This is a genomic window from Pseudomonas sp. Marseille-Q1929, from assembly GCF_017316265.1.
GTDB lineage: Bacteria > Pseudomonadota > Gammaproteobacteria > Pseudomonadales > Pseudomonadaceae > Aquipseudomonas.
Map to the genome: position 1 here is coordinate 21,525 of NZ_JAFLWU010000034.1, position 20,363 is coordinate 41,887.

18 protein-coding genes are annotated in these 20,363 nt (G+C 52.3%); all 18 read right to left on the minus strand.

The features are described from left to right. Nucleotides 1–4: 4 nt before the first annotated feature. The 18 genes from J1G37_RS25445 to hisC all read right to left on the minus strand — a co-directional run bounded on the left by J1G37_RS25445 (nt 5) and on the right by hisC (nt 20,362). Nucleotides 5–1,141 carry an O-antigen ligase family protein gene (locus J1G37_RS25445; protein ID WP_207046192.1) on the minus strand — a complete coding sequence of 379 codons (1,137 nt, stop codon included), beginning with the start codon at nt 1,139–1,141 and terminating at the stop codon, nt 5–7. After that, nucleotides 1,138–2,541: an oligosaccharide flippase family protein gene (locus J1G37_RS25450; protein WP_207046194.1), complete on the minus strand. Its 1,404-nt coding sequence runs from the start codon at nt 2,539–2,541 to the stop codon at nt 1,138–1,140. Before J1G37_RS25450 ends, J1G37_RS25445 begins: the two co-directional genes overlap by 4 nt. After that, nucleotides 2,538–3,053, minus strand: a complete 516-nt coding sequence (locus J1G37_RS25455) for a DapH/DapD/GlmU-related protein (protein WP_207046197.1) — start codon at nt 3,051–3,053, stop codon at nt 2,538–2,540. Before J1G37_RS25455 ends, J1G37_RS25450 begins: the two co-directional genes overlap by 4 nt. Beyond that, nucleotides 3,037–4,128: a DegT/DnrJ/EryC1/StrS aminotransferase family protein gene (locus J1G37_RS25460; RefSeq protein ID WP_207046199.1), complete on the minus strand. Its 1,092-nt coding sequence runs from the start codon at nt 4,126–4,128 to the stop codon at nt 3,037–3,039. Before J1G37_RS25460 ends, J1G37_RS25455 begins: the two co-directional genes overlap by 17 nt. Further along, nucleotides 4,125–4,709, minus strand: coding sequence for an acyltransferase (locus tag J1G37_RS25465; RefSeq protein WP_207046201.1), 585 nt, complete (start codon nt 4,707–4,709; stop codon nt 4,125–4,127). Before J1G37_RS25465 ends, J1G37_RS25460 begins: the two co-directional genes overlap by 4 nt. Before the next feature lie 88 nt (nt 4,710–4,797). Then, nucleotides 4,798–6,792 carry a nucleoside-diphosphate sugar epimerase/dehydratase gene (locus J1G37_RS25470; protein ID WP_034112556.1) on the minus strand — a complete coding sequence of 665 codons (1,995 nt, stop codon included), beginning with the start codon at nt 6,790–6,792 and terminating at the stop codon, nt 4,798–4,800. Between the two features lie 136 nt (nt 6,793–6,928). Then, on the minus strand, nt 6,929–8,107 hold the full coding sequence (locus J1G37_RS25475) for a DegT/DnrJ/EryC1/StrS aminotransferase family protein (RefSeq protein ID WP_207046203.1): 1,179 nt from the start codon (nt 8,105–8,107) through the stop codon (nt 6,929–6,931). 56 nt (nt 8,108–8,163) lie between these two features. Next, nucleotides 8,164–8,781, minus strand: coding sequence for a NeuD/PglB/VioB family sugar acetyltransferase (locus J1G37_RS25480; protein ID WP_207046205.1), 618 nt, complete (start codon nt 8,779–8,781; stop codon nt 8,164–8,166). 279 nt (nt 8,782–9,060) lie between these two features. After that, nucleotides 9,061–10,011, minus strand: a complete 951-nt coding sequence (locus tag J1G37_RS25485) for a Gfo/Idh/MocA family oxidoreductase (protein WP_034112507.1) — start codon at nt 10,009–10,011, stop codon at nt 9,061–9,063. An 80-nt stretch (nt 10,012–10,091) separates the two neighbouring features. Further along, entirely contained in the window at nt 10,092–11,405 is a 1,314-nt protein-coding gene (gene wbpA, locus J1G37_RS25490; protein WP_034112505.1) for a UDP-N-acetyl-D-glucosamine 6-dehydrogenase, read from the minus strand. Between the two features lie 302 nt (nt 11,406–11,707). Beyond that, complete coding sequence (locus tag J1G37_RS25495) at nt 11,708–13,054, minus strand: Wzz/FepE/Etk N-terminal domain-containing protein (protein ID WP_207046207.1); 1,347 nt, start codon at nt 13,052–13,054, stop codon at nt 11,708–11,710. Nucleotides 13,055–13,391: 337 nt separating this feature from the next. Further along, complete coding sequence (locus tag J1G37_RS25500) at nt 13,392–13,634, minus strand: lipopolysaccharide assembly protein LapA domain-containing protein (protein ID WP_207046209.1); 243 nt, start codon at nt 13,632–13,634, stop codon at nt 13,392–13,394. A gap of 23 nt (nt 13,635–13,657) precedes the next feature. Further along, a complete protein-coding gene (gene ihfB / locus J1G37_RS25505) occupies nt 13,658–13,954 on the minus strand; it encodes an integration host factor subunit beta (RefSeq protein ID WP_003189779.1) in 297 nt (98 codons plus the stop codon). 131 nt (nt 13,955–14,085) lie between these two features. After that, a complete protein-coding gene (locus tag J1G37_RS25510) occupies nt 14,086–14,370 on the minus strand; it encodes a hypothetical protein (protein ID WP_207046211.1) in 285 nt (94 codons plus the stop codon). A gap of 148 nt (nt 14,371–14,518) precedes the next feature. After that, the gene (gene rpsA, locus J1G37_RS25515; protein ID WP_207046213.1) at nt 14,519–16,204 is read right to left on the minus strand and encodes a 30S ribosomal protein S1; all 1,686 of its coding nucleotides are present in this window, start codon (nt 16,202–16,204) and stop codon (nt 14,519–14,521) included. A gap of 120 nt (nt 16,205–16,324) precedes the next feature. Further along, the gene (cmk, locus tag J1G37_RS25520; RefSeq protein ID WP_124528091.1) at nt 16,325–17,014 is read right to left on the minus strand and encodes a (d)CMP kinase; all 690 of its coding nucleotides are present in this window, start codon (nt 17,012–17,014) and stop codon (nt 16,325–16,327) included. Further along, a complete protein-coding gene (locus J1G37_RS25525) occupies nt 17,011–19,221 on the minus strand; it encodes a bifunctional prephenate dehydrogenase/3-phosphoshikimate 1-carboxyvinyltransferase (RefSeq protein ID WP_242551730.1) in 2,211 nt (736 codons plus the stop codon). The genes cmk and J1G37_RS25525 overlap by 4 nt, the downstream gene beginning before the upstream one ends. A 28-nt stretch (nt 19,222–19,249) precedes the next feature. Beyond that, the gene (hisC, locus tag J1G37_RS25530) at nt 19,250–20,362 is read right to left on the minus strand and encodes a histidinol-phosphate transaminase (RefSeq protein ID WP_207046218.1); all 1,113 of its coding nucleotides are present in this window, start codon (nt 20,360–20,362) and stop codon (nt 19,250–19,252) included. Nucleotide 20,363: the final 1 nt, after the last annotated feature.

The window sequence follows — 20,363 nt, forward strand, 5'->3', positions numbered from 1 at the left end:
CCTATCAATCATTAGCTGGAGATCGACTTCCTGCCGCGATGCCAACCAACACCAGAATGGGCAAGCTCAACACCAGGTTATTTTGAAATAGCGTCACTTCAAAACAATTAATTACCAACAACCCAATAAAAGCAGACGCCGCGATGCGGACTTTATAGACATCCCGACCATTAAAGGAAAAGTTCCATATTGAATAAAGCAGCGCAATCAACATAAATTCACCCACCAACCCTAGCTGCATATAAACCTGCAAGTAGAGATTATGTGCAGAATACTCGATACTCGAGATATCTTTAACTTGAACACCACCACCTCGCCCCCAGACCTCATAACCCTCCATCAACTCAAACAGCATGCTCCACATAGAGCTACGGCCTGAATCCAGGTTCTTCTGGAAGATCTCTCTTGAAAGCCGATTCATTTCAGCATTCAGTTCTGGAAAAAGAATACCTACAGAAAAGGACAGCACCACCGCGGTCGCCACAACAAACGAAAAAAAGTACACCCCACTCAAACGGAGACGTAATAGTCGTGGCAGTACTGCATAGGTTGTAAAGAACACTAGCAAGCCCAGTAGCGATGAGCGAGATTCAGATATTAGAATCAAAGCGACACCGAATACCCACGCCCACGTCGCCAACCGAGGCCTGAAAAACAATATTGAACAGATCATCAGATAAGCAATCATGCCCAACGAATTGGCATTCTGAAAAAACAACTGCCTTTCAATGACATGATACATCAACAAAAACACAGCAATCAAAAGCAACATCAACGCAATGCCAGAAACGCCGCGCGTATCATATTTTTTTGAGTACGAAAAAGAAAAGTAAAGCACGACCATACTAAACAAAAATTGCAGCCCATTCTCTAGTGACCTGACAACCTCTTCACGCCCAGCAAAAACTGCAGACGCGTACTGAATAAATATAAGCCCTACTAGCAGATAGATCCATATCATCGCTCGCAACGCACTTCGATCGAGAAAGATGATAATAAAAAATAACGAGCACAGGGCCAACGAAAAAATAAACCCCCACCGAAAAAAAATCGAAATGAATAGATTTTCCGCCAAGGAGAAAAATGACAGGAACATCACAAAAAATATAAGTACGTAGTAATACCGAAACCCCTTAATCATTTTCTAAACCTAGACAGATAGCTGACAACCAACTTTAGTTCCGCATGAAAAACCACACACGCAAATATTAAAACCACACCCCAAGACAAAATCACAATAGGCAATTGCTTTACTTGCAGGCAAAAAATGCTCAAGCATGCACAAGCGAATGTGGACAGGTACAACTTCCGTCGAGGGATATTCCGCCAGTGCCTTGCAGAGAACTCCGTTCGAAAGATCAAGAACACAAAAAACGCGATGGTATTACTCATGATAGCGCCGGCCGCACCGTAAAGAGGGATTAGGAAATACGCGCACGCAAAACACAAAATCAAAACACAGAAATTTCCGACAACGTTCAAGTACGTTTTCTTAACAACAGAAATACCTATACCACTCACTTCAGAAAGAGCATAAAAAAATGGCTGTAACACAGCACACATGAGCAAATACTTAACTGCCGAATACTCTACAGGAAGCAAAAAGTCCACAAATCCCGAGAAGATACCCACTAGGGATGTCAGCACGACTACGAAAAATAATACTACACTCAACACACCATCTATACGGGACAAATCTTCATTTGAAGAAACCCATTTGTATACGATAGGCACCCATACTACAGAAAGGATATTTTGAAATACGACCGCCACACCCGCCAAATTTATAGCAACCGCGTACAATCCAAGCTCGTCAAGGCCAACCATATCCTTGAGTAAAACCGAACCAATTGCAGTCACGGCCCAATATATAAGAGAGGACAGTAAAAGCGGAAGCCCAAAAGCAAAAAGCTGTCGGCGATCAACAACAGCCGCAGCACCTCCACGATTGCGTTTAACGTAGGTAAATACCACACTGGCAAACTGTGGCACAACAACGAGCAAGGCAACAAAGCTTAGCAGCAACACAATACTGAAATTTGAATGCCCACTCAGGAAAAAGTTGAAAACCAAGAAAACACAAAGCAACCCTTTGGGCAGCACTTGATTGATCGAATAGAATACGCCATCACCGTTCATCCTCAGTATCACACTAGAAATCCTGAGCAGGTACATGACAAATACGCAAACCGCAGTTAAAACGACATAGGACGTTTTTACCTCACCGTACAAAAACTGTGAAATCTCATCTTTCATCCAAACAGTCGGAATCAAAGCGAGCAAAAAAATAAAAACCCCAGGCAGATAACAATCTAAAAGCAGCCTGTACTTGTCAACTTCTTCATTATAATAGCGCGCAAATGTTTGATCTAGGCCGAGAGATAAAAACAACACCCCAAAGCCTATTACCAATTGATATATATTAAACCGACCTATATCTTCTGGAGAAACCAACCATGTCAGCAGCGGAATGGTAATAATACCCGCCACTGCCGCACCCAGTGTACCTATCGAAAAGGCCGAGATGTTTTTTAAATTCAAAGCGCACTGGCTCCCGCTTTTATAACGACTGCAGGAACGCCGGCAATAATAACATTATCAGGAAAACTTTTGGTGACTACACTATTTGCTCCAATCACGACATTATTACCAATAGACACGCCCTCACGCACGTACACACCATCACCAATCCATACGTTGTCGCCAATAACAATATCGGCTTCCTTATACACGATCTCCCCGTCGAGATTTGACGTAGGTTTCATTAGCGAATGGGTACGCGCTTTTATACTGACCCTGTAGCCAATTGCGCATCCACTGCCGATCTGCACACGCGAATTGTTACCCACTTCAATTTGAGCAAAGTTTATATAGGTCAACTCGCCAATAGAAAGATTGTCCAAATTTCCGGTGATCGATGTTTCACCGCCCAGCACGACAGAGACGTGGATATTCTTCGCCTGCAACACTTTATGCCGCGATAGAAAATTCGCACTCCACAGTACCGCCGAGCGAATCAGCCACGCGACAACATGCTTAATCTTGTAGGGCATTTTTCAACCCATTTGCAATCGTTGTCAACGCATCCTGTGACAAATACGGATGCATTGGCAAACTCATTATATTATTTGCAACTCTGTCCCCCACGGGCAGCCTTGCATCTAAATCGGCAACCGCAGGCTGTTTGTTCAGCGGTATGGGGTAGTGCACCACTGTCGGGATGCCAAGCGTCTTCAACTTTTCCTGAAGCACTTCTCGATCAGACACCAACACACTGTACTGAGCCCAGGAACTAATGTTCGACGCATCAATAAAAGGTGTGATAACCGGCAGCGCTTTCAATAAACAATCATAAGTAGCTGCAACAGTGTTCCTCAGGCCAATTTCTTCTTGAAACAGCTCGAGCTTCGGCAACAGAATGGCAGCCTGCAATGTATCAAGGCGGCTATTGACGCCCACGCGAACATGATGATAACGGCGATCTTGGCCGTGCCGGGATATCTGACGCATTACTTTGGCCAGTTCATCATCGCTGGTAAAAATCGCACCGCCATCCCCGTAGCAGCCTAAGGGTTTGCTAGGAAAAAAACTGGTACAGGCAATCAAGCTTAAATTGCAGGACTTACGCCCCTTGTAAGTCGCACCAAAACTTTGTGCCGCATCTTCGATTACCGGAAGATTATGTTTTTTAGCGATACTATTGATCTTGTCGAAATCCGCGCATTGCCCATACAACGAGACTGGGATAATCGCTTTCGTGCGCTCAGTGATAGCCGCCTCGATCAAGGCTGGATCAAGATTGTATGTTTTTGCATCTACATCGACGTATACAGGCTTTGCACCCAGCAGCGCGGTGGTTTCAGCCGTGGCAATGTAAGTGAAGCCAGGGATGATTACCTCATCTCCAGGACCAACACCCAAGGCCATCAGCGCAATTTGAAGTGCGTCCGTTCCGTTAGCGCATGTAATACAATATTTCGCACCCGTATATTCCGCGAGCCGTTCTTCGAGCTCAAAAACTTCAGGACCTAATATATATTTTCCGTGCCCGAGGACATTTTGGATCCCCGCATCAATCTTATCTTTAATTCTCGCCTGCTGAGCTTTAAGATCAATGAACTCCATCATTTCGCTTCCACTTTTTCTAACTTATTATCGACAAGCACGTAACTCGCCCCAGAGTACGGACAACGCTGTGAACCCTCGCCACGCAATGGAAGCTCAAGCTGCTCACCGAACTCACTCATCCAACCAATCTGTTTGGCTGGGACGCCGACCATCAACGCATAGGCGGGTACGTCTTTATTGACGACCGCACCTGCGCCAACAAACGCAAACGCTCCAATGGTGACGCCACACACAATGGTGCAATTGGCGCCGAGTGTTGCGCCTCGCTTCACCAACGTATCGCGGTATTCGCTTTTACGTTCAATAAGCGAACGTGGATTATATACGTTGGTGAACACCATACTAGGCCCACAAAACACCCCGTCCTCCAATACAACATTATCGTAGACCGAGACGTTATTCTGAATCTTGCATTGGTTGCCTATACGAACTTTGTTCCCAACAAAGACGTTCTGCCCAAGTGAAACCTCCGCCCCGATAACCGCCCCGGCGCACACATGCACAAAATGCCAGATACGGCAGCGGTCACCAATACTCGCACCGTCATCAATAATTGCACTGGGATGTACCGTATAATTCATTTGTCTTCTCTACAAAACGTTATCAACGTGTATGTGCATGGCACGTGAGACAAGCATGCATAAACAGATAAAAATATTTAACGATCAATCACGGCTCAAGACGACGTTGCTGATGCATCAAGTCGACTATTTCACCGTCAGGTGTATAACCACTGACGGTTTCTCGTAATAACTGGCGCACACGCGTGTAATCGTCTTCATCCACTGCAGCAAGTAACTGATTCAATCTGACTTTCAGCGCTTCCCAGGAAATATGATCTTCGTTGGCGCTCATGATCATAGGGTGCTGGGTTTGGGCCACATTGTCGCCTATCAACAACTCCTCGTAGAGCTTTTCTCCAGGACGCAACCCAGTAAATTCAATTGCTATATCACCTTGGGGATTTTTTTCCGAGCGCACACTCAAGCCCGACAGATGGACCATCTTTTCCGCTAGTTCGACAATTTTGACAGGCTCGCCCATGTCCAACACGAATACGTCCCCTCCAAGCCCCATGGACCCCGCCTGGATTACCAATTGAGCCGCTTCAGGTATCGTCATGAAATATCGTGTGATTTTCGGGTGGGTCACCGTCAAGGGCCCACCCGATTTGATTTGCCGGTGAAAAAGTGGGATTACAGAACCTGACGACCCCAGTACGTTGCCAAAACGCACCATCGTGAAACGGGTTTTGTTAACTTGGGAAATGTTGGATTTTTCCCCGAACAAAATGGGCGCAGCCTCACGACTCAGAGCTTGAAGGGTCATCTCGGCCAGCCGCTTGGTGCTGCCCATGACATTGGTTGGGCGCACTGCTTTATCTGTGGAAATCAACACGAAGTTTGCCACACCGGACTGAAGCGCGGCCTGGGCAGTATACAGCGTCCCTAGTACATTATTTAGGACGCCCTCAGCAATGTTGTGTTCGACCATAGGCACATGCTTATAAGCTGCCGCATGGTAGACGGTGTCGACATGCCAGGCTTTCATTACATCAAGCAATTTGCTTTGGTTACGTACCGAACCGAGTATTGGCAACAAACGCACCGGCAGCGACTCTCGAGCGATTCGCTGCTCCAGTTCGTTCAGAATGCTGTACAGATTAAACTCACCGTGCTCGAACAATAGCAATGTCGTGGGACGTAACGAGAGAATCTGGCGACACAGCTCCGAACCAATAGAGCCACCGGCTCCGGTGACCATAACACTTCGTCCCCGGATACAATGCTCCAATAGATCTTCTTGCGCGGGGACTGTATCGCGACCCAGTAAGTCGGCGATGTCAACTTCCTGAATATCGTCAACCTTGACGCGACCGCTGGCCAAATCCATGAAGCCTGGAACGCTGCGCACATGGAGTGGAAAGCCTTCGAGGAAACCCAGAATTTCGCGGCGACGCCCACGGTTGGAGGATGGAATCGCCAGCAGGATCTCCTGTGCGCCAGTCACTTCGATCATGCGCTGAATGTGCTTTGGCTTGTAGACTTGAAGACCGGAAATAATGCGGTCTGAGATGCTTACATCGTCATCGATAAAGGCGACTGGTCGCATCAGCCGCCCCATGCGCAATGCTGCGACCAACTGGTTTCCGGCTGCGCCGGCACCATAGACAGCCACGCGGGGAAGGCCATCTTCACGATTAGTGAAAGGTACATGCTGTGAGGCCGCAAACCAGTCACCAAGAAAGTATTGGCGCATGGCGAGTCTCAAACCACCAATCATGATGAGGCTCAGCCACCAGTAGTTGAAGATAATGGAACGCGGTACTACGTTCTGATGATTGCTGTACCAATAAACAACCAATCCCAGTATCAGCGACGACAGGCTCACAGCTTTAATAATCGCGACCAGGGCGTCATTACCGAAGTAGCGCATGACTGCCCGATACATCCCAAATCGGATAAAAAGCGGCACAGCCACAAGGGGAGCACTGAAGAACAACCAAGGATGAAAGATAATGGGGTTAACCATTTCGTCAATGCCTAGGCGCACCACGAACGCCATCCAAAGTGCCAGCCAGACCAGTACGACGTCTGTGGCAACCTGAATCAGACGCTTCTGACGACGTGGCAAAGCCAGCAGCAACGCTCTAAATCTCTCCATAACCCCTTCAAACACCTTGTACTGCTCCTGCAACCTACATCAATAACAATGCGTGCTCCCGTGGGACACGCACCATCGTATGCCTTTAATCTCAAATCCGAGAGTCCCGCTCATGTAGAGCAGCACGACTTAAAATTTAGTCGCCTGTTGCTGCCTTCATTACCGTTTTCAACGCAGCACAGGTCTCGTCTATTTCCACCTGACTAAGCGTTGGGTGAACCAGAAACATCAAGCTGGTCTCGCCCAAAACTTTCGCCACAGGTAAGCGTTCGGCAGGGCGCCAGCCAGTGCCATCAAACGCCTTCTCAAGGTACACCTCTGAACATGAACCCGAAAAGCATGGCACTCCCAAAGCAGCAATTTCCGACAGAATACGATCACGACTCCATTCGGGTTGAAGTTTTTCAGGATCCACAAAAACATAACATTTATAGGCGGCATGCACACAATTCAACGGCAGTACAGGTACTCGCAGCCCTTTCAACTCGGCTGCGCAATCCCAAATACGTTGTGCATTTCCATTACGACTGTCACGCCAGGCAGCCATCCGACGCAACTGGATACGCCCAACAACCCCTTGCACTTCAAGCATCCGCCAGTTTGTCCCAAACCCTTCATGCAGCCATCGAAAACCAGGCGGATGCTCGCGCTCGTAAACCGCTTCCCAGCTTTTGCCGTGGTCTTTAAACGCCCACATGGAACGCCAGAGTTCACGGTCATTGGTGGTGACCATTCCACCTTCACCCCCGGTGGTCATGATTTTGTCCTGACAGAACGACCAGGCTCCAACGTGCCCGATTGACCCGACAGGCCGACCTTTGTAGGTAGCACCGTGAGCTTGGGCGCAGTCTTCGATAACTTTCAGATCATGGGATTGTGCTAATGCCATGATCGGATCCATATCACAGGGCCAACCTGCCAGATGCACACAAATCAGCGCTCGGGTACGGGGTGTTATGACGGCCTCGATGGTTTGCGCTGTAATATTTTGTGAATCGGGGTCTACATCAGCGAACACCGGAACAGCACCCGCATTGACGATACTGGAAACAGAGGCGAGGAACGTCCGGGACGTCACGATCACTTCATCACCCGCACCAATACCCAGAGCCTGAAGTGCCAAATCCAAAGCTACGGTGCCATTGGCGAGTGCGATTGCGTATTCAGTGCCCGTCCAGGCGGCAAACTCTTTCTCAAACTCCCGGCACTCGGTACCGGTCCAGTAATTGACTTTGTTCGAGAGGATTACACTTCGTACAGCATCCGCCTCTTCGACAGTAAAAGAAGGCCAAGGGGAAAAATGTGTATTCAGCACAAAACAATTCCTGTGAGTTCGGATAAAAAATAAAGGCGCTGCGTACGCCCATTCATTTACAGCGCCTTCGCCGGCACGCCAACCACTGTGAGCAAATCGGCAACCTCACCCACTACCACCGCGCCCGCACCGACAGTCACTTTTTTACCAATACGGACCGATTGTATGACAGTCGCGCCTATACCGACCCAACTCAAATCTCCAACCGCAACACCGCCTGCCAGCCTGGCACCAGGGCTTATATGAACAAAACTCTCCAGGTGGCAGTCATGATCAATACTACACCCCGTATTGAGAATTGCCCCTTGACCCACGGTGGCATCCACGTTCACGACAACCCCGGCAAAAACCACAGAGCCAGCACCTATCCTTGCACGGGGACTGACCGTTGCGGAGGGATGTACCAACGTGGCCAGACGGGCCCCACCGTTCTCCAACTCAATCGATTTCGAATGGCGCACACTATTGCTGCCAATCGCGACTACGACGCCATCAAATTCTGCCATTCGTCTCAGCAACAAGGACATATCACCCGTGATAGCCCAGTGGCTATTTGCCGTTCGCGCCGGCCAATTGTCATCGAAAAACTCTATGTGTTGCCAACCACAAAATTCGGCGGTTTCCGCCACGACCTTCCCATGGCCACCAGCACCTACAATCGCAAGCCGCTTCAAAGACTCTCTCCTAAACAGCCTGCGGCCTTGAGGTTTCGAAACACTCGGGCGCGAAGGCTCACCAGTGACCAACCACAACGACACGCCAAACTCTTCTCACAAAGCTGCCGCCAATCGACAACAACCAGAATCAATAAATACTGCGCGTTCTTACTTTATACAACTAAATAACTTCATAAAGAAAAGTTAATCCGCCCTATCGATGACGCTAATTAATCCTGCCAATTGCCCAATGACGGCGCAAGAGGATGACTACAACAGTCATCCTCCATTGGGATGTCACCCCAATAGTTCTGCCAGTATTGGATGACCTTCCCCATCTAAGGGTGGCACAACCTTCGAAGCCCGAATGGTTTCGACAGTCTGTACGCAGTGACGCGCGTCTTCTATGCCATAACCACGACCAGCCAATATTTCCTGATAGCTGGTTGTATGGAGGTCAGTGAAACCTTCGGAAAACTCAAGTTCATCACCATCGACAGTAATGGAACGATAGGTAGATTTCTTGCCCTTCACAGAGGCTGGCAAATCATTGGCATCAATAGTCAGGAACCACCTGACTCGTGCTTTCTCGTACTCCAGATAGCCTGCTGCTTTATGCTCGCTGACAAAGTGCACAACATTGCGTTCCAGGCTGCCAAAAACGAAGTGCAGCATGTCGTAAAAGTGGACGCCAATATTAGTCGCCACACCGAATGACTTGCGCGGATCACCTTTCCAGCTTTCCATGTACCATTTTCCGCGAGAGGTCATGTAGGTTAATTCGACCTCATACTTCGCTTCTTTTTTCTCACTGGCTACCTTCTCTTTCAGATCGAGAATGGCTTGGTGATGTCGAAGCTGCAATATGTTAAAGACACGCTTGCCAGTCTCTTGCTCAACTCGCGAAAGCTCATCGAGAATTTCGGTAGTGGGGACAAGTGGCTTTTCACAAATTACATCACACCCCAACCGCAGGCCTGCGGCAATGTGGGCATGATGCAGATAATTGGGTGAGCAGATAGCCACGTAATCCAGTGCCGTTTTCGGATCCCGCTTCAAACGAAAGGCGTGCTCCTGAAACCGCTCAAACTCGGTGAAAAACTCACTGTCTGGGGACAGACTGTCGATGATGCCAACAGAGTCATTGATGTCATAAGCAGAAGCCAACACATTGCCCGTATCTTTGATCGCCCGCATGTGACGCGGGGCGATGTACCCCGCAGCGCCGATCAATGCAAAATTTTTCATGATTCTTCCCTAGGCATTCGAGGATTTTCGGCGCACAACACAATGGGCGCCGAAAGCACGCGTCGTTCAAGTCGGCTTGATCAAGCCTTAACGATATGAGGAGCCGCCTGGCGGTACTTGCCACGGCTGTCCACGATCAGTTGAGCGGAGGACTTGATGAGTTCGTAATCGAATTTTTCGTGGTCTGTCGCCAGAACAACTGCGTCATACCCCGCCACAGTATCGGCAGTCAGCGCCACACTGGCGAGGTCAAAATGGTGCTCGCGCATTTTGGGAAATACTGGAACGTGTGGATCGCTGTAAGCAACTGTGACGCCTTTGGCTTCGAGCATCTCCATGATCTCTACCGACGGAGATTCGCGCATATCGTCCACGTTCTTCTTGTAGGCAATGCCCAAGATCAGGACTTTGCTGCCTTTGAGCGGCTTGCCGCGCTCATTGAGACCATCTGCCAGCTTACTGACGACATACTCGGGCATTGCTCGGTTAACCTCACCCGAAAGCTCGATGAATCGAGTGTGCAAACCGTATTCGCGGGCCTTCCACGTCAAATAGAACGGATCGATCGGAATGCAGTGTCCGCCCAGCCCGGGACCAGGGTAGTAAGCTGTAAAGCCAAATGGCTTCGTGGCGGCGGCATCCACGACTTCAAAAATATCGATTCCCATACGGTCAGCAACGACTTTCATTTCGTTAACCAAGCCAATATTGACGGCGCGATGAATATTTTCCAGTAGTTTGGTCATCTCTGCCGCTTTGGTAGAGCTGACTGGAACCACTCGGTCAATCGCCTGTTCGTAAAGAGCGGTACCTACTTCCAGACATGCTGCCGTGTCGCCGCCGATAATTTTCGGGATGGTGCGGGTCTCGAAGTCTGGATTACCGGGATCCTCACGCTCCGGTGAGTAAACCAAAAAGATGTCTTCACCCACCACTAAACCACCTTCCTGAACGCGGGGAAGTAGCTCTTCGACAGTGGTACCGGGATAGGTAGTGCTTTCCAGCGACACAACCTGACCTGCGCGCAGGTAAGGTTTGATCGAGTCCGTGGTGGCAATGACGAAACTCAAGTCGGGTTCACGATACTTGTTCAGCGGCGTGGGCACACACAGGATCAACGCGTCGCACTCGGCAGCGCGAGCAAATTCAGCGGTGGCTTCAAAGCCCGAATTGCGCGCAGCAGCAACTTTGGATGAAGAGATATGCTCGATGTCACTTATGCCTGCGTTAAGGTCCGCGACCTTTTTCGCATCAATATCTATACCCAGTACGCGAAAACCAATTGAATTATAACGAAGCATCAAGGGCAGCCCGACATAACCAAGACCAACAATCCCGATCAACGCTTCCTTACTTTTGAACTTAGCAACACTGGCCAGCTTCTGCAGGTGCATCTGTAACGCTCCGATTAAACCATATAATTTTTAAAGCCAATGTGTGATCCGACTTTGGGCAACTTCATATTGCCCATTCGCCCCCCACCTCAATCGGGCCCGCCAGTATCGGCAGGTTCATCAAGCGAATGGCCTGAGGGCCGCCTCTAATGGCGAATCACTTCGTATCAGACATGGTACGGATTAAATCATAGCTTCGTTCCGAAATCCGCATAAAGATAGCGTCGCACGGTTAAGAGGCACCACAAATATCGTAACGCCATCACGCCGGGCCAGCCATAGACAGCCACAACGACCCCATTTCAGAGCGAACCTTCATCTTTCAACGTGATTTTTTTTGAAGGCACCGAAGCGTTCGCCAATGCTGGCACGTTCAGGCCGTGGTCGCGTCGACGCTGAACAGCGGCGCTCACCAAAGCGGTGATGATGCCGAGCACCAAACCCAACACAACGCCGGCCAATATAACCAATATCTTCTTAGGTTTGGCGGGACCAAGCGGTTCGATTGCTTCCTTGTCAATCGTCACAAGCTTCAAACCACTCATGTCTACGTTCAGGTTACGCAACCGCGCCTGTTCGGCGCGCAATGCCTCCACACCATTGAGGAAAAGCTCCTCATTCTGCCGCTGCTTGAGCACTTCAACCTCACGGTTAGTCTGCAGAAGCTGAAGATCGCGGGCTATTTGGGCAATTCTAACTTCGGTAAAGTCATCCGAGCTTCGCTTCTGCAGCACGGCTCGCTCCGCCATCAGTGCATCTACGCCCATGAAGTACAGAGGAATCTGATTGTTATTTACCTCTGTGCGCATCACCGACTGACCGCTTCGTCCCCCAGTATCTCCCAGCGAAGAAGGTGTCGTCGGCTTAAGGATGCCAAGAGAACTCGCAATAGCTATTGCTTCGTTCAACTGCGCTACACGGTCAGCACGCTGGGTTTTAAGTTGGGCACGGAGAGCCTTCAATTCATCCTGCAACTGGGCACGTTTGACACTGTCAGCTTCACTCAACGTAGCGATCTTGGCAGCTTTGTCATTGTCATAGCTGGACCGCGCGGCCTTGAGCTTGCCAGCGATCTCGCTCAAGCGGTTCCTGACAATAACTTCCATGTCAGCGGAAATCTGCTGTTGCTGGTTAGCGATTGCATATTGTACAAAGCCATTGAGTATCGCCACCCCGTCCACACCTTCGGGATAGTTCATCTCAAGCTTGACATAAGCACTCAAGGCATTTGTCTTTTCAGACTCTGGAACGATCAGATTAATTGAATTGGCATTAAACTCTTCAAAGCTTTGCTCAAGAGTTCTGCCGGGGCGTTCAAATTTGCTGAACAGCTTTTGATTTGCCCTAAAAAAGCCCAGGCGGGCCTCATAAGACTCCAAAGAAGCTCCCACCTTAATTAATGCTTCACCTGGTGGAAGTTTATAAATCTCAGAGCGATTCAAAGCGTCTAGCTCATTAATTGCCGCCGGACGCAAAAGGCTGCTGACCTTATATTCAGGAATCGCCAGGAAAGCATACGTACTGGCGGCAACTCCAACTAAGGCCGTCACATAAAGAACTAAAGCCTTACGCTGCCACACTGTGCGACAAAGAGCGAAGAGATCGATTTCATCGGACGAGGAAATAGAGGGGGTTTGGAAACTACTCACAACGAAAACCTGCCTTCAAGAGAAACTTCGGGCTCGTCATGCAGATCAAATTGTGTATTTTTTATCCTATTTTTACCACCACCAAAACCCAGCGTCTCCGCCGAGCATTTAGTGCACAAAATGTCTGTAATCGAGAACAGATTTCATTTTGCCATCTCTCTGACATATTACAAGCCAAGACTTATCTGTAAGGCATTTCCGAAAAGGTTACCAGCCTTACTCGCTAGCCGTAACGCCGAATCATTGCGCGACGGTACAGACATTGATGCGATTTTTGGAGGAAAAAAACTGACAGACGGTTACTGAAAAATGCTCAACCGCCACAACATGACAGCCTTTAATTTCGGACCGAAACAGTCGATTTATGACGGCGACCACGAACCAAAACGCCGAGGAACGGCCCCACCAACATCCCTACAATCAATGCCACCACCACAAACACCGACACCGGCATCCGTGCAGTCTCCAAACCGAGGAACGAGAGGGCCATACCTTGCTGGTTTTCCAGCACAAAGCCCAATGCCACCAGCACAGCAGCCAAGACTGAAAACACCGCAACGACACGCTTAACTCCACGCATACCTTTCTCCCTACCGAAAGCTATCAGACACCCTCTTCTTCCTCTTCGTTCACCCGATCCCGCAACTCCTTGCCCGGCTTGAAGTGAGGAACGAACTTACCGTCGAGACTGACCGACTGCCCGGTCTTGGGATTACGCCCAACCCGCGGCGCACGATAGTGCAGCGAGAAGCTCCCAAACCCGCGGATCTCAATCCGATCGCCGGTAGCCAGACATTGGGACATCTGTTCAAGCATGGTCTTGATGGCCAGCTCTACATCCTTGGATGAAAGCAGCCCTTGATGGGTGACAATTCGTTCGATCAACTCCGACTTCGTCATATTTTTCCCTTCTTTTTCAAGCAGCTAGGAAAAGCGCTTCGAAGGTTTTAGCATGACTTGACGAATTTGAACAGCCCATATACCAACTTATCTACGGGTTAGCGCAAGGCGGCAAAACGCGACTTACGCGCCTAATTACAGATCACCAACATCGTCCGAGTGACAGCACCTGCCGGATTCCAGCCAAACAGGTAGTCGCCCTCCTCATCCTTCGCATCGCTAGACCTGGTGACAACCTTGTAGCCCTGCAGCTTGCATTCACGGGCCGCGCGCTTCTCACACTTGTCCCAGCCTGAGCCAAGCCCCGAACAATCGATCTCGATGCCGCTGACACCGTGCCGGGCGTGGGTCTTGGCACTGGTGGCAGAGCACCCCGCAAGCATTACCACCGCGAATATCACGACAAGTCTGTTCATTCCACCCCTTACTGAGTCAACACTTTCAAACGACTATAGTCAGTTCTGACAATCGCTCATACCGCTTGGTTCTTCGTTGTTGATTCAACGAATTTCAGGCACAAAAAAGGGCGACCGAAGTCGCCCTTTTTCTACAGCTTTACAGAACTTAGTTCTGCTTAGCCATTGCTTCGCGCAGCAGGGAGGCCATGGTGGTCTCGCCTTGTGCAGCTTCCGGAGCCGATTTCAGGCTCTGGATAGCTTCTTTCTCTTCCACTTCGTCTTTCGACTTGATGGAGAGTTGGATCACGCGGCTCTTGCGATCAACGCTGATGATCTTGGCTTCTACTTCCTGGCCTTCTTTCAGAACGTTGCGCGCGTCTTCAACGCGGTCACGGCTGATTTCGGAGGCTTTCAGAGTCGCTTCGATATCGTCGGCCAGAGTGATGATGGCGCCTTTAGCGTCAACTTCTTTCACGATGCCCTTAACGATTGCGCCTTTGTCGTTGTCCTGAACGTATTCAGAGAACGGGTCGCTTTCCAGCTGCTTGATACCCAGGGAGATGCGCTCGCGCTCTGGGTCAACCGACAGGATAACGGTGTCCAGCTCGTCGCCCTTCTTGAAACGACGAACAGCTTCTTCGCCAACTTCGTTCCAGGAGATGTCGGACAGGTGAACCAGGCCGTCGATGCCGCCGTCCAGACCAATGAAGATACCGAAATCGGTGATCGACTTGATGGTGCCGGAGATTTTATCGCCCTTGTTGAACTGGCCAGAGAAATCTTCCCATGGGTTAGATTTGCACTGCTTGATGCCCAGGGAGATACGACGACGCTCTTCGTCGATGTCCAGAACCATAACTTCCACTTCGTCGCCGACTTGTACGACTTTCGAAGGGTGGATGTTTTTGTTGGTCCAGTCCATTTCGGAAACGTGTACCAGGCCTTCCACGCCTTCTTCCAGCTCAGCGAAGCAGCCGTAGTCGGTCAGGTTGGTAACACGCGCGGTTACGCGAGTGCTTTCTGGGTAACGGGCTTTGATAGCAACCCATGGATCTTCACCCAGTTGCTTCAGGCCCAGGGAAACACGGTTGCGCTCGCGATCGTATTTCAGAACCTTTACATCGATCTCGTCGCCAACGTTGACGATTTCAGATGGATGCTTGATACGCTTCCAAGCCATGTCGGTAATGTGCAGCAGGCCATCGACGCCACCCAGATCGACGAATGCGCCGTAATCGGTGAGGTTCTTGACGATACCTTTGACTTGTTGGCCTTCCTGCAGGGATTCCAGCAGAGCTTCACGCTCGGCGGAGTTCTCTGCTTCCAGGACGCTGCGACGGGAAACGACAACGTTGTTGCGTTTCTGGTCGAGTTTGATGACCTTGAATTCGAGTTCCTTGCCTTCCAGGTGCGTGGTGTCGCGCACTGGACGAACGTCGACCAAAGAACCTGGCAGGAACGCACGGATGCCGTTAACGTCGACAGTGAAGCCGCCTTTAACCTTACCGTTGATAACGCCCTTGACCACTTCTTCAGCTGCGAAGGCTGCTTCGAGAACAATCCAGCATTCAGCGCGCTTGGCTTTTTCACGGGACAGCTTGGTTTCACCGAAACCGTCTTCAACCGAGTCCAGAGCAACGTGAACTTCGTCACCGACATTGATAGTCAGGTCACCAGCATCGTTGTAGAACTGTTCCAGCGGGATCAGAGCTTCAGACTTCAGACCAGCGTGAACGGTTACCCAGCGAGCTTGGTAATCGATATCAACGATAACACCGGTGATGATGGAGCCTGCCTGAAGGTTCAGGGTTTTTAGGCTTTCTTCAAAGAGTTCCGCAAAGCTTTCGCTCATTTTAATTCCTGTTGATAAGGGCGAAGAATACGCCCATCTCCACACCCCAGACGGTGTGGGTCAGTTTCAGTTAAAAGAAGCCACCGCAGGACTATGACTGGTCCCCTGCGGCCTTCTTGGTCACCCGGCGATATCGCGAATGGCGATTTCGCTCAAGATGCGTTCCAGCACCTGCTCGATGGACAACTCCGTGGAATCCAACTGTATCGCATCAGCCGCCGGTTTGAGCGGGGCTACTGCGCGCTGGGTATCACGCTCATCACGTGCACGGATCTCATCTAGCAGACTCGACAGACTAACACCATCGACTTTGCCCTTCAACTGCAAGTAACGGCGGCGAGCCCGCTCCTCGGCGCTGGCAGTCAGGAAAACCTTCAGCGGCGCCTCGGGAAACACCACCGTTCCCATATCACGCCCGTCAGCCACCAGGCCCGGCGGTTCCTGAAAAGCCCGCTGGCGCTGCAGCAATGCATCACGTACGGCCGGCAACGCGGCAATCTGCGAGGCCCAGGAACCGACCTGCTCATTGCGCAGGTCGTCGGTCACATCATCCCCTTCCAGGATGATGCGTTGCGGATGACCTTCCGTCGCCCCGACGAACTGCACATCCAAATGCGCCGCCAGCAGCTTCAAGGATTCTTCGTTGGTCAGGTCCACGCCATGGTTGCGCGCAGCAAACGCCAGCAGGCGATACAGCGCGCCGGAATCCAGCAGGCACCAACCCAGGCGCTTGGCCAGGATGCCGGCGATCGTGCCTTTGCCCGAGCCGCTTGGCCCGTCGATGGTAATCACCGGTGCTTTAATATTCACAATTGAGCCTCTTGGGCTACACGGATGCCGACTTGGGCACACAGTGTAAGAAAGTTCGGAAAAGATGTAGCAACATTGGCGCAGTCACGGATACGAATCGGCGCTGCCGCCCGCAGGGAAGCAACGCTGAAGGCCATGGCAATCCGATGATCACCGTGAGCATGGACTTCACCACCCCCAATCGGGCCACCGTCGATAATAATCCCATCAGGGGTCGGTTCACACTTGACCCCCAGCGCCAGCAGACCATCGGCCATGACCTGAATACGATCAGACTCTTTAACACGCAGCTCTTCAGCGCCCCGCAAAACGGTGCGCCCCGCTGCACAAGCTGCCGCCACAAACAGCACCGGGAACTCATCGATCGCCAACGGCACCAGCGCTTCGGGAATCTCGACCCCCTTCAACGCCGCCGCGCGCACACGCAGATCGGCCACAGGCTCCCCACCCACTTCACGCGGGTTTTCCAAAGTGATATCCGCCCCCATCAGGCGCAGGATGTCGATCACCCCGGTACGCGTCGGATTGATGCCAACGTGCTCCAGCAACAAGTCGGAGCCTTCGGCAATCGAAGCGGCCACCAGGAAAAACGCCGAAGAAGAAATATCCCCCGGCACCTCGATACGGGTTGCCGTCAGCGCATGCCCGGACTCGACCGACGCCGTCGCCCCGTCAACCGTCACCGGATAACCAAAACCGCGCAGCATGCGCTCGGTATGATCACGGGTCGGCGCAGGCTCGGTCACCGAGGTCTTGCCTGACGCGTACAGCCCGGCCAGCAACAGGCAGGACTTAACCTGCGCGCTGGCCATCGGCAACGCGTACGTCAGCCCTTTCAACGCCTGGCCGCCACGAATAGTCAGCGGCGGCCGCCCTTCAGGGCCGGTCTCGATCACCGCGCCCATTTCCCGCAGCGGCTTGGCCACACGATTCATGGGGCGCTTGGATAGAGAAGCATCGCCCGTCAGCACACTGTCGAAGCTTTGCGCGGCCAGCAGCCCGGAAAGCAACCGCATGGACGTACCGGAGTTCCCCAGGTAAATCGGCCCTGGCGCGGCCTTCAAGCCATGCAAGCCCACGCCGTGAATGGTCACGCGCCCATGGTGCGGTCCTTCAATCACCACACCCATGTCGCGAAACGCCTGCAAGGTCGCCAAGGCATCTTCGCCTTCGAGGAAACCTTCGACTTCCGTCACACCGTCAGCCAACGAACCCAGCATGATCGAGCGATGGGAGATCGACTTGTCGCCCGGCATACGAATACGACCGCTCAAGCAGCCACCCGGATTGGCCAGGAACGTCAGTTCATCGGCATCCACCGCCGCTTCCATGTAGGCGCGACGCGCCAGGATCTTGCTGAAATGCTCCCGCGCCACCCGCGCACGAGTGAACACGCCCAGCAATTGGTACCCATCACCCGCGTCAACCGCGTCACGCAAGGCGTCGAGGTCGCTGCGGAAGGTGTCCAGGGTACGCAACACCGCTTCGCGATTGGCGAGGAAGATGTCGTGCCACATCACCGGATCACTGCCGGCAATCCGCGTGAAATCACGGAAGCCACCGGCGGCGTAACGGAAAATCTCAAGGTTCTCGTTGCGCTTGGCCAGCGAATCCACCAAGCCAAAGGCCAGCAGGTGCGGAAGATGACTGGTCGCCGCCAGCACTTCATCGTGGCGCTCGACCTGCATATGCTCGACGTCCGCACCCAGCTCGCGCCAGAGCCGATCCACAACGGCCAGCGCGGCCGGATCGGTCTGCTCCAGAGGCGTCAGGATCACCTTGTGGCGACGGAACAACTGCGCGTTGGAAGCTTCCACCCCGCTCTGCTCGGAGCCCGCAATCGGATGCCCCGGCACAAAGCGCGCAGGCATGCCGCCAAAGGCCAGTTGCGCCGCGCGCACCACATTGCCCTTGGCGCTGCCGACGTCCGTCAGGATCGCCTGGCCCAGGTCCATGCCAGCCAATAACGCCAGCAACTTCTCCATGGCCAGGATCGGCACAGCCAGCTGGATCACATCCGCGCCCTGGCAGGCAAGCGCCAGGTCCGCCTCACAGCGATCGACTACCCCAAGCTCAACCGCCAACTGGCGCGATTGCGGGTCCAGGTCCACACCGACCACTTCGCCACACAACCCGCTTTCACGCAGGCCTTTGGCAAAGGAGCCACCGATCAACCCCAGGCCGACCACCACCAGGCGACCGATCATAGGCACATCAGGTTGCATTGCAGTGACATCAACCACGAGCCAGAACCTTGGCCAACGCCTCCAGGAAGCGGGCGTTCTCGGCCGGCAAACCAATGGTGATACGCAGGTGGTTCGGCATGCCGTAGTTGGCCACCGGGCGCACGATCACACCTTCAGCCAGCAGGCCCTGGAACACCGGGGCCGCCACTTGGCCAAGATCGACACAGATAAAGTTGCCCTTGGACGGAATCCAGCCCAGGCCCAACTCACGGAAACCTTCCTGCAGTTGCAACATGCCGCTTTCGTTGATGCGACGGCCTTCTTCCAGGTACTCGGCATCCTTCACCGCCGCACAGGCCGCCGCCAGGGCGAGGCTGTTGACGTTGAACGGCTGGCGTACGCGGTTTAGCACATCGGCGACGACGGCCGTGGACAAACCGTAGCCAACCCGCAACGACGCCAAGCCATAAGCCTTGGAGAACGTGCGCGAGACCAGCAGGTTCGGGTAGGCCGCCAGGAAGTCCAGACCATCCGGCAGATCGCTGCCTTCGGCGTACTCGATATAGGCCTCGTCCAGCACCACCAGCACGTGCTCGGGCACGTCCTGCAGGAAATCGTTCAGCGCCTGCGCATCGAACCAGGTCCCGGTCGGGTTGTTCGGGTTGGCAATAAACACCACGCGGGTCTGTGCATCGATGGCCGCCAGCATGGCCGGCAGGTCGTGACCCCAGTCCTTCGCCGGAATCACCCGCGCATCTGCGCCAACCGCCTGGGTGACGATCGGGTAGACGGCAAACGCGTGCTCACTGAATACCGCGTTGAGGCCCGGCGCCAGGTAAGCACGGCCGACCAGCTCAAGAATGTCGTTGGAGCCGTTGCCCAGGGTTACCTGGTTCAGCTCGACCCGGCACTTTTCGGCCAGCAGCGACTTCAGGGCAAAGCCGTTGCCATCGGGATAACGCGTCAGCTCGGCCAGCTCTTCACGAATCGCTGCCAACACCTTGGGACTTGGGCCCAACGGATTCTCGTTACTGGCCAGCTTGACGATCTTCGCCGGGTCCAGGTTCAACTCACGCGCCAACTCGTCCACAGGCTTGCCCGGGACGTAAGGCGACAGTTGTTGCACGCCCGGCTGCGCCAGGGCGAGGAAGTTGCCACTCATG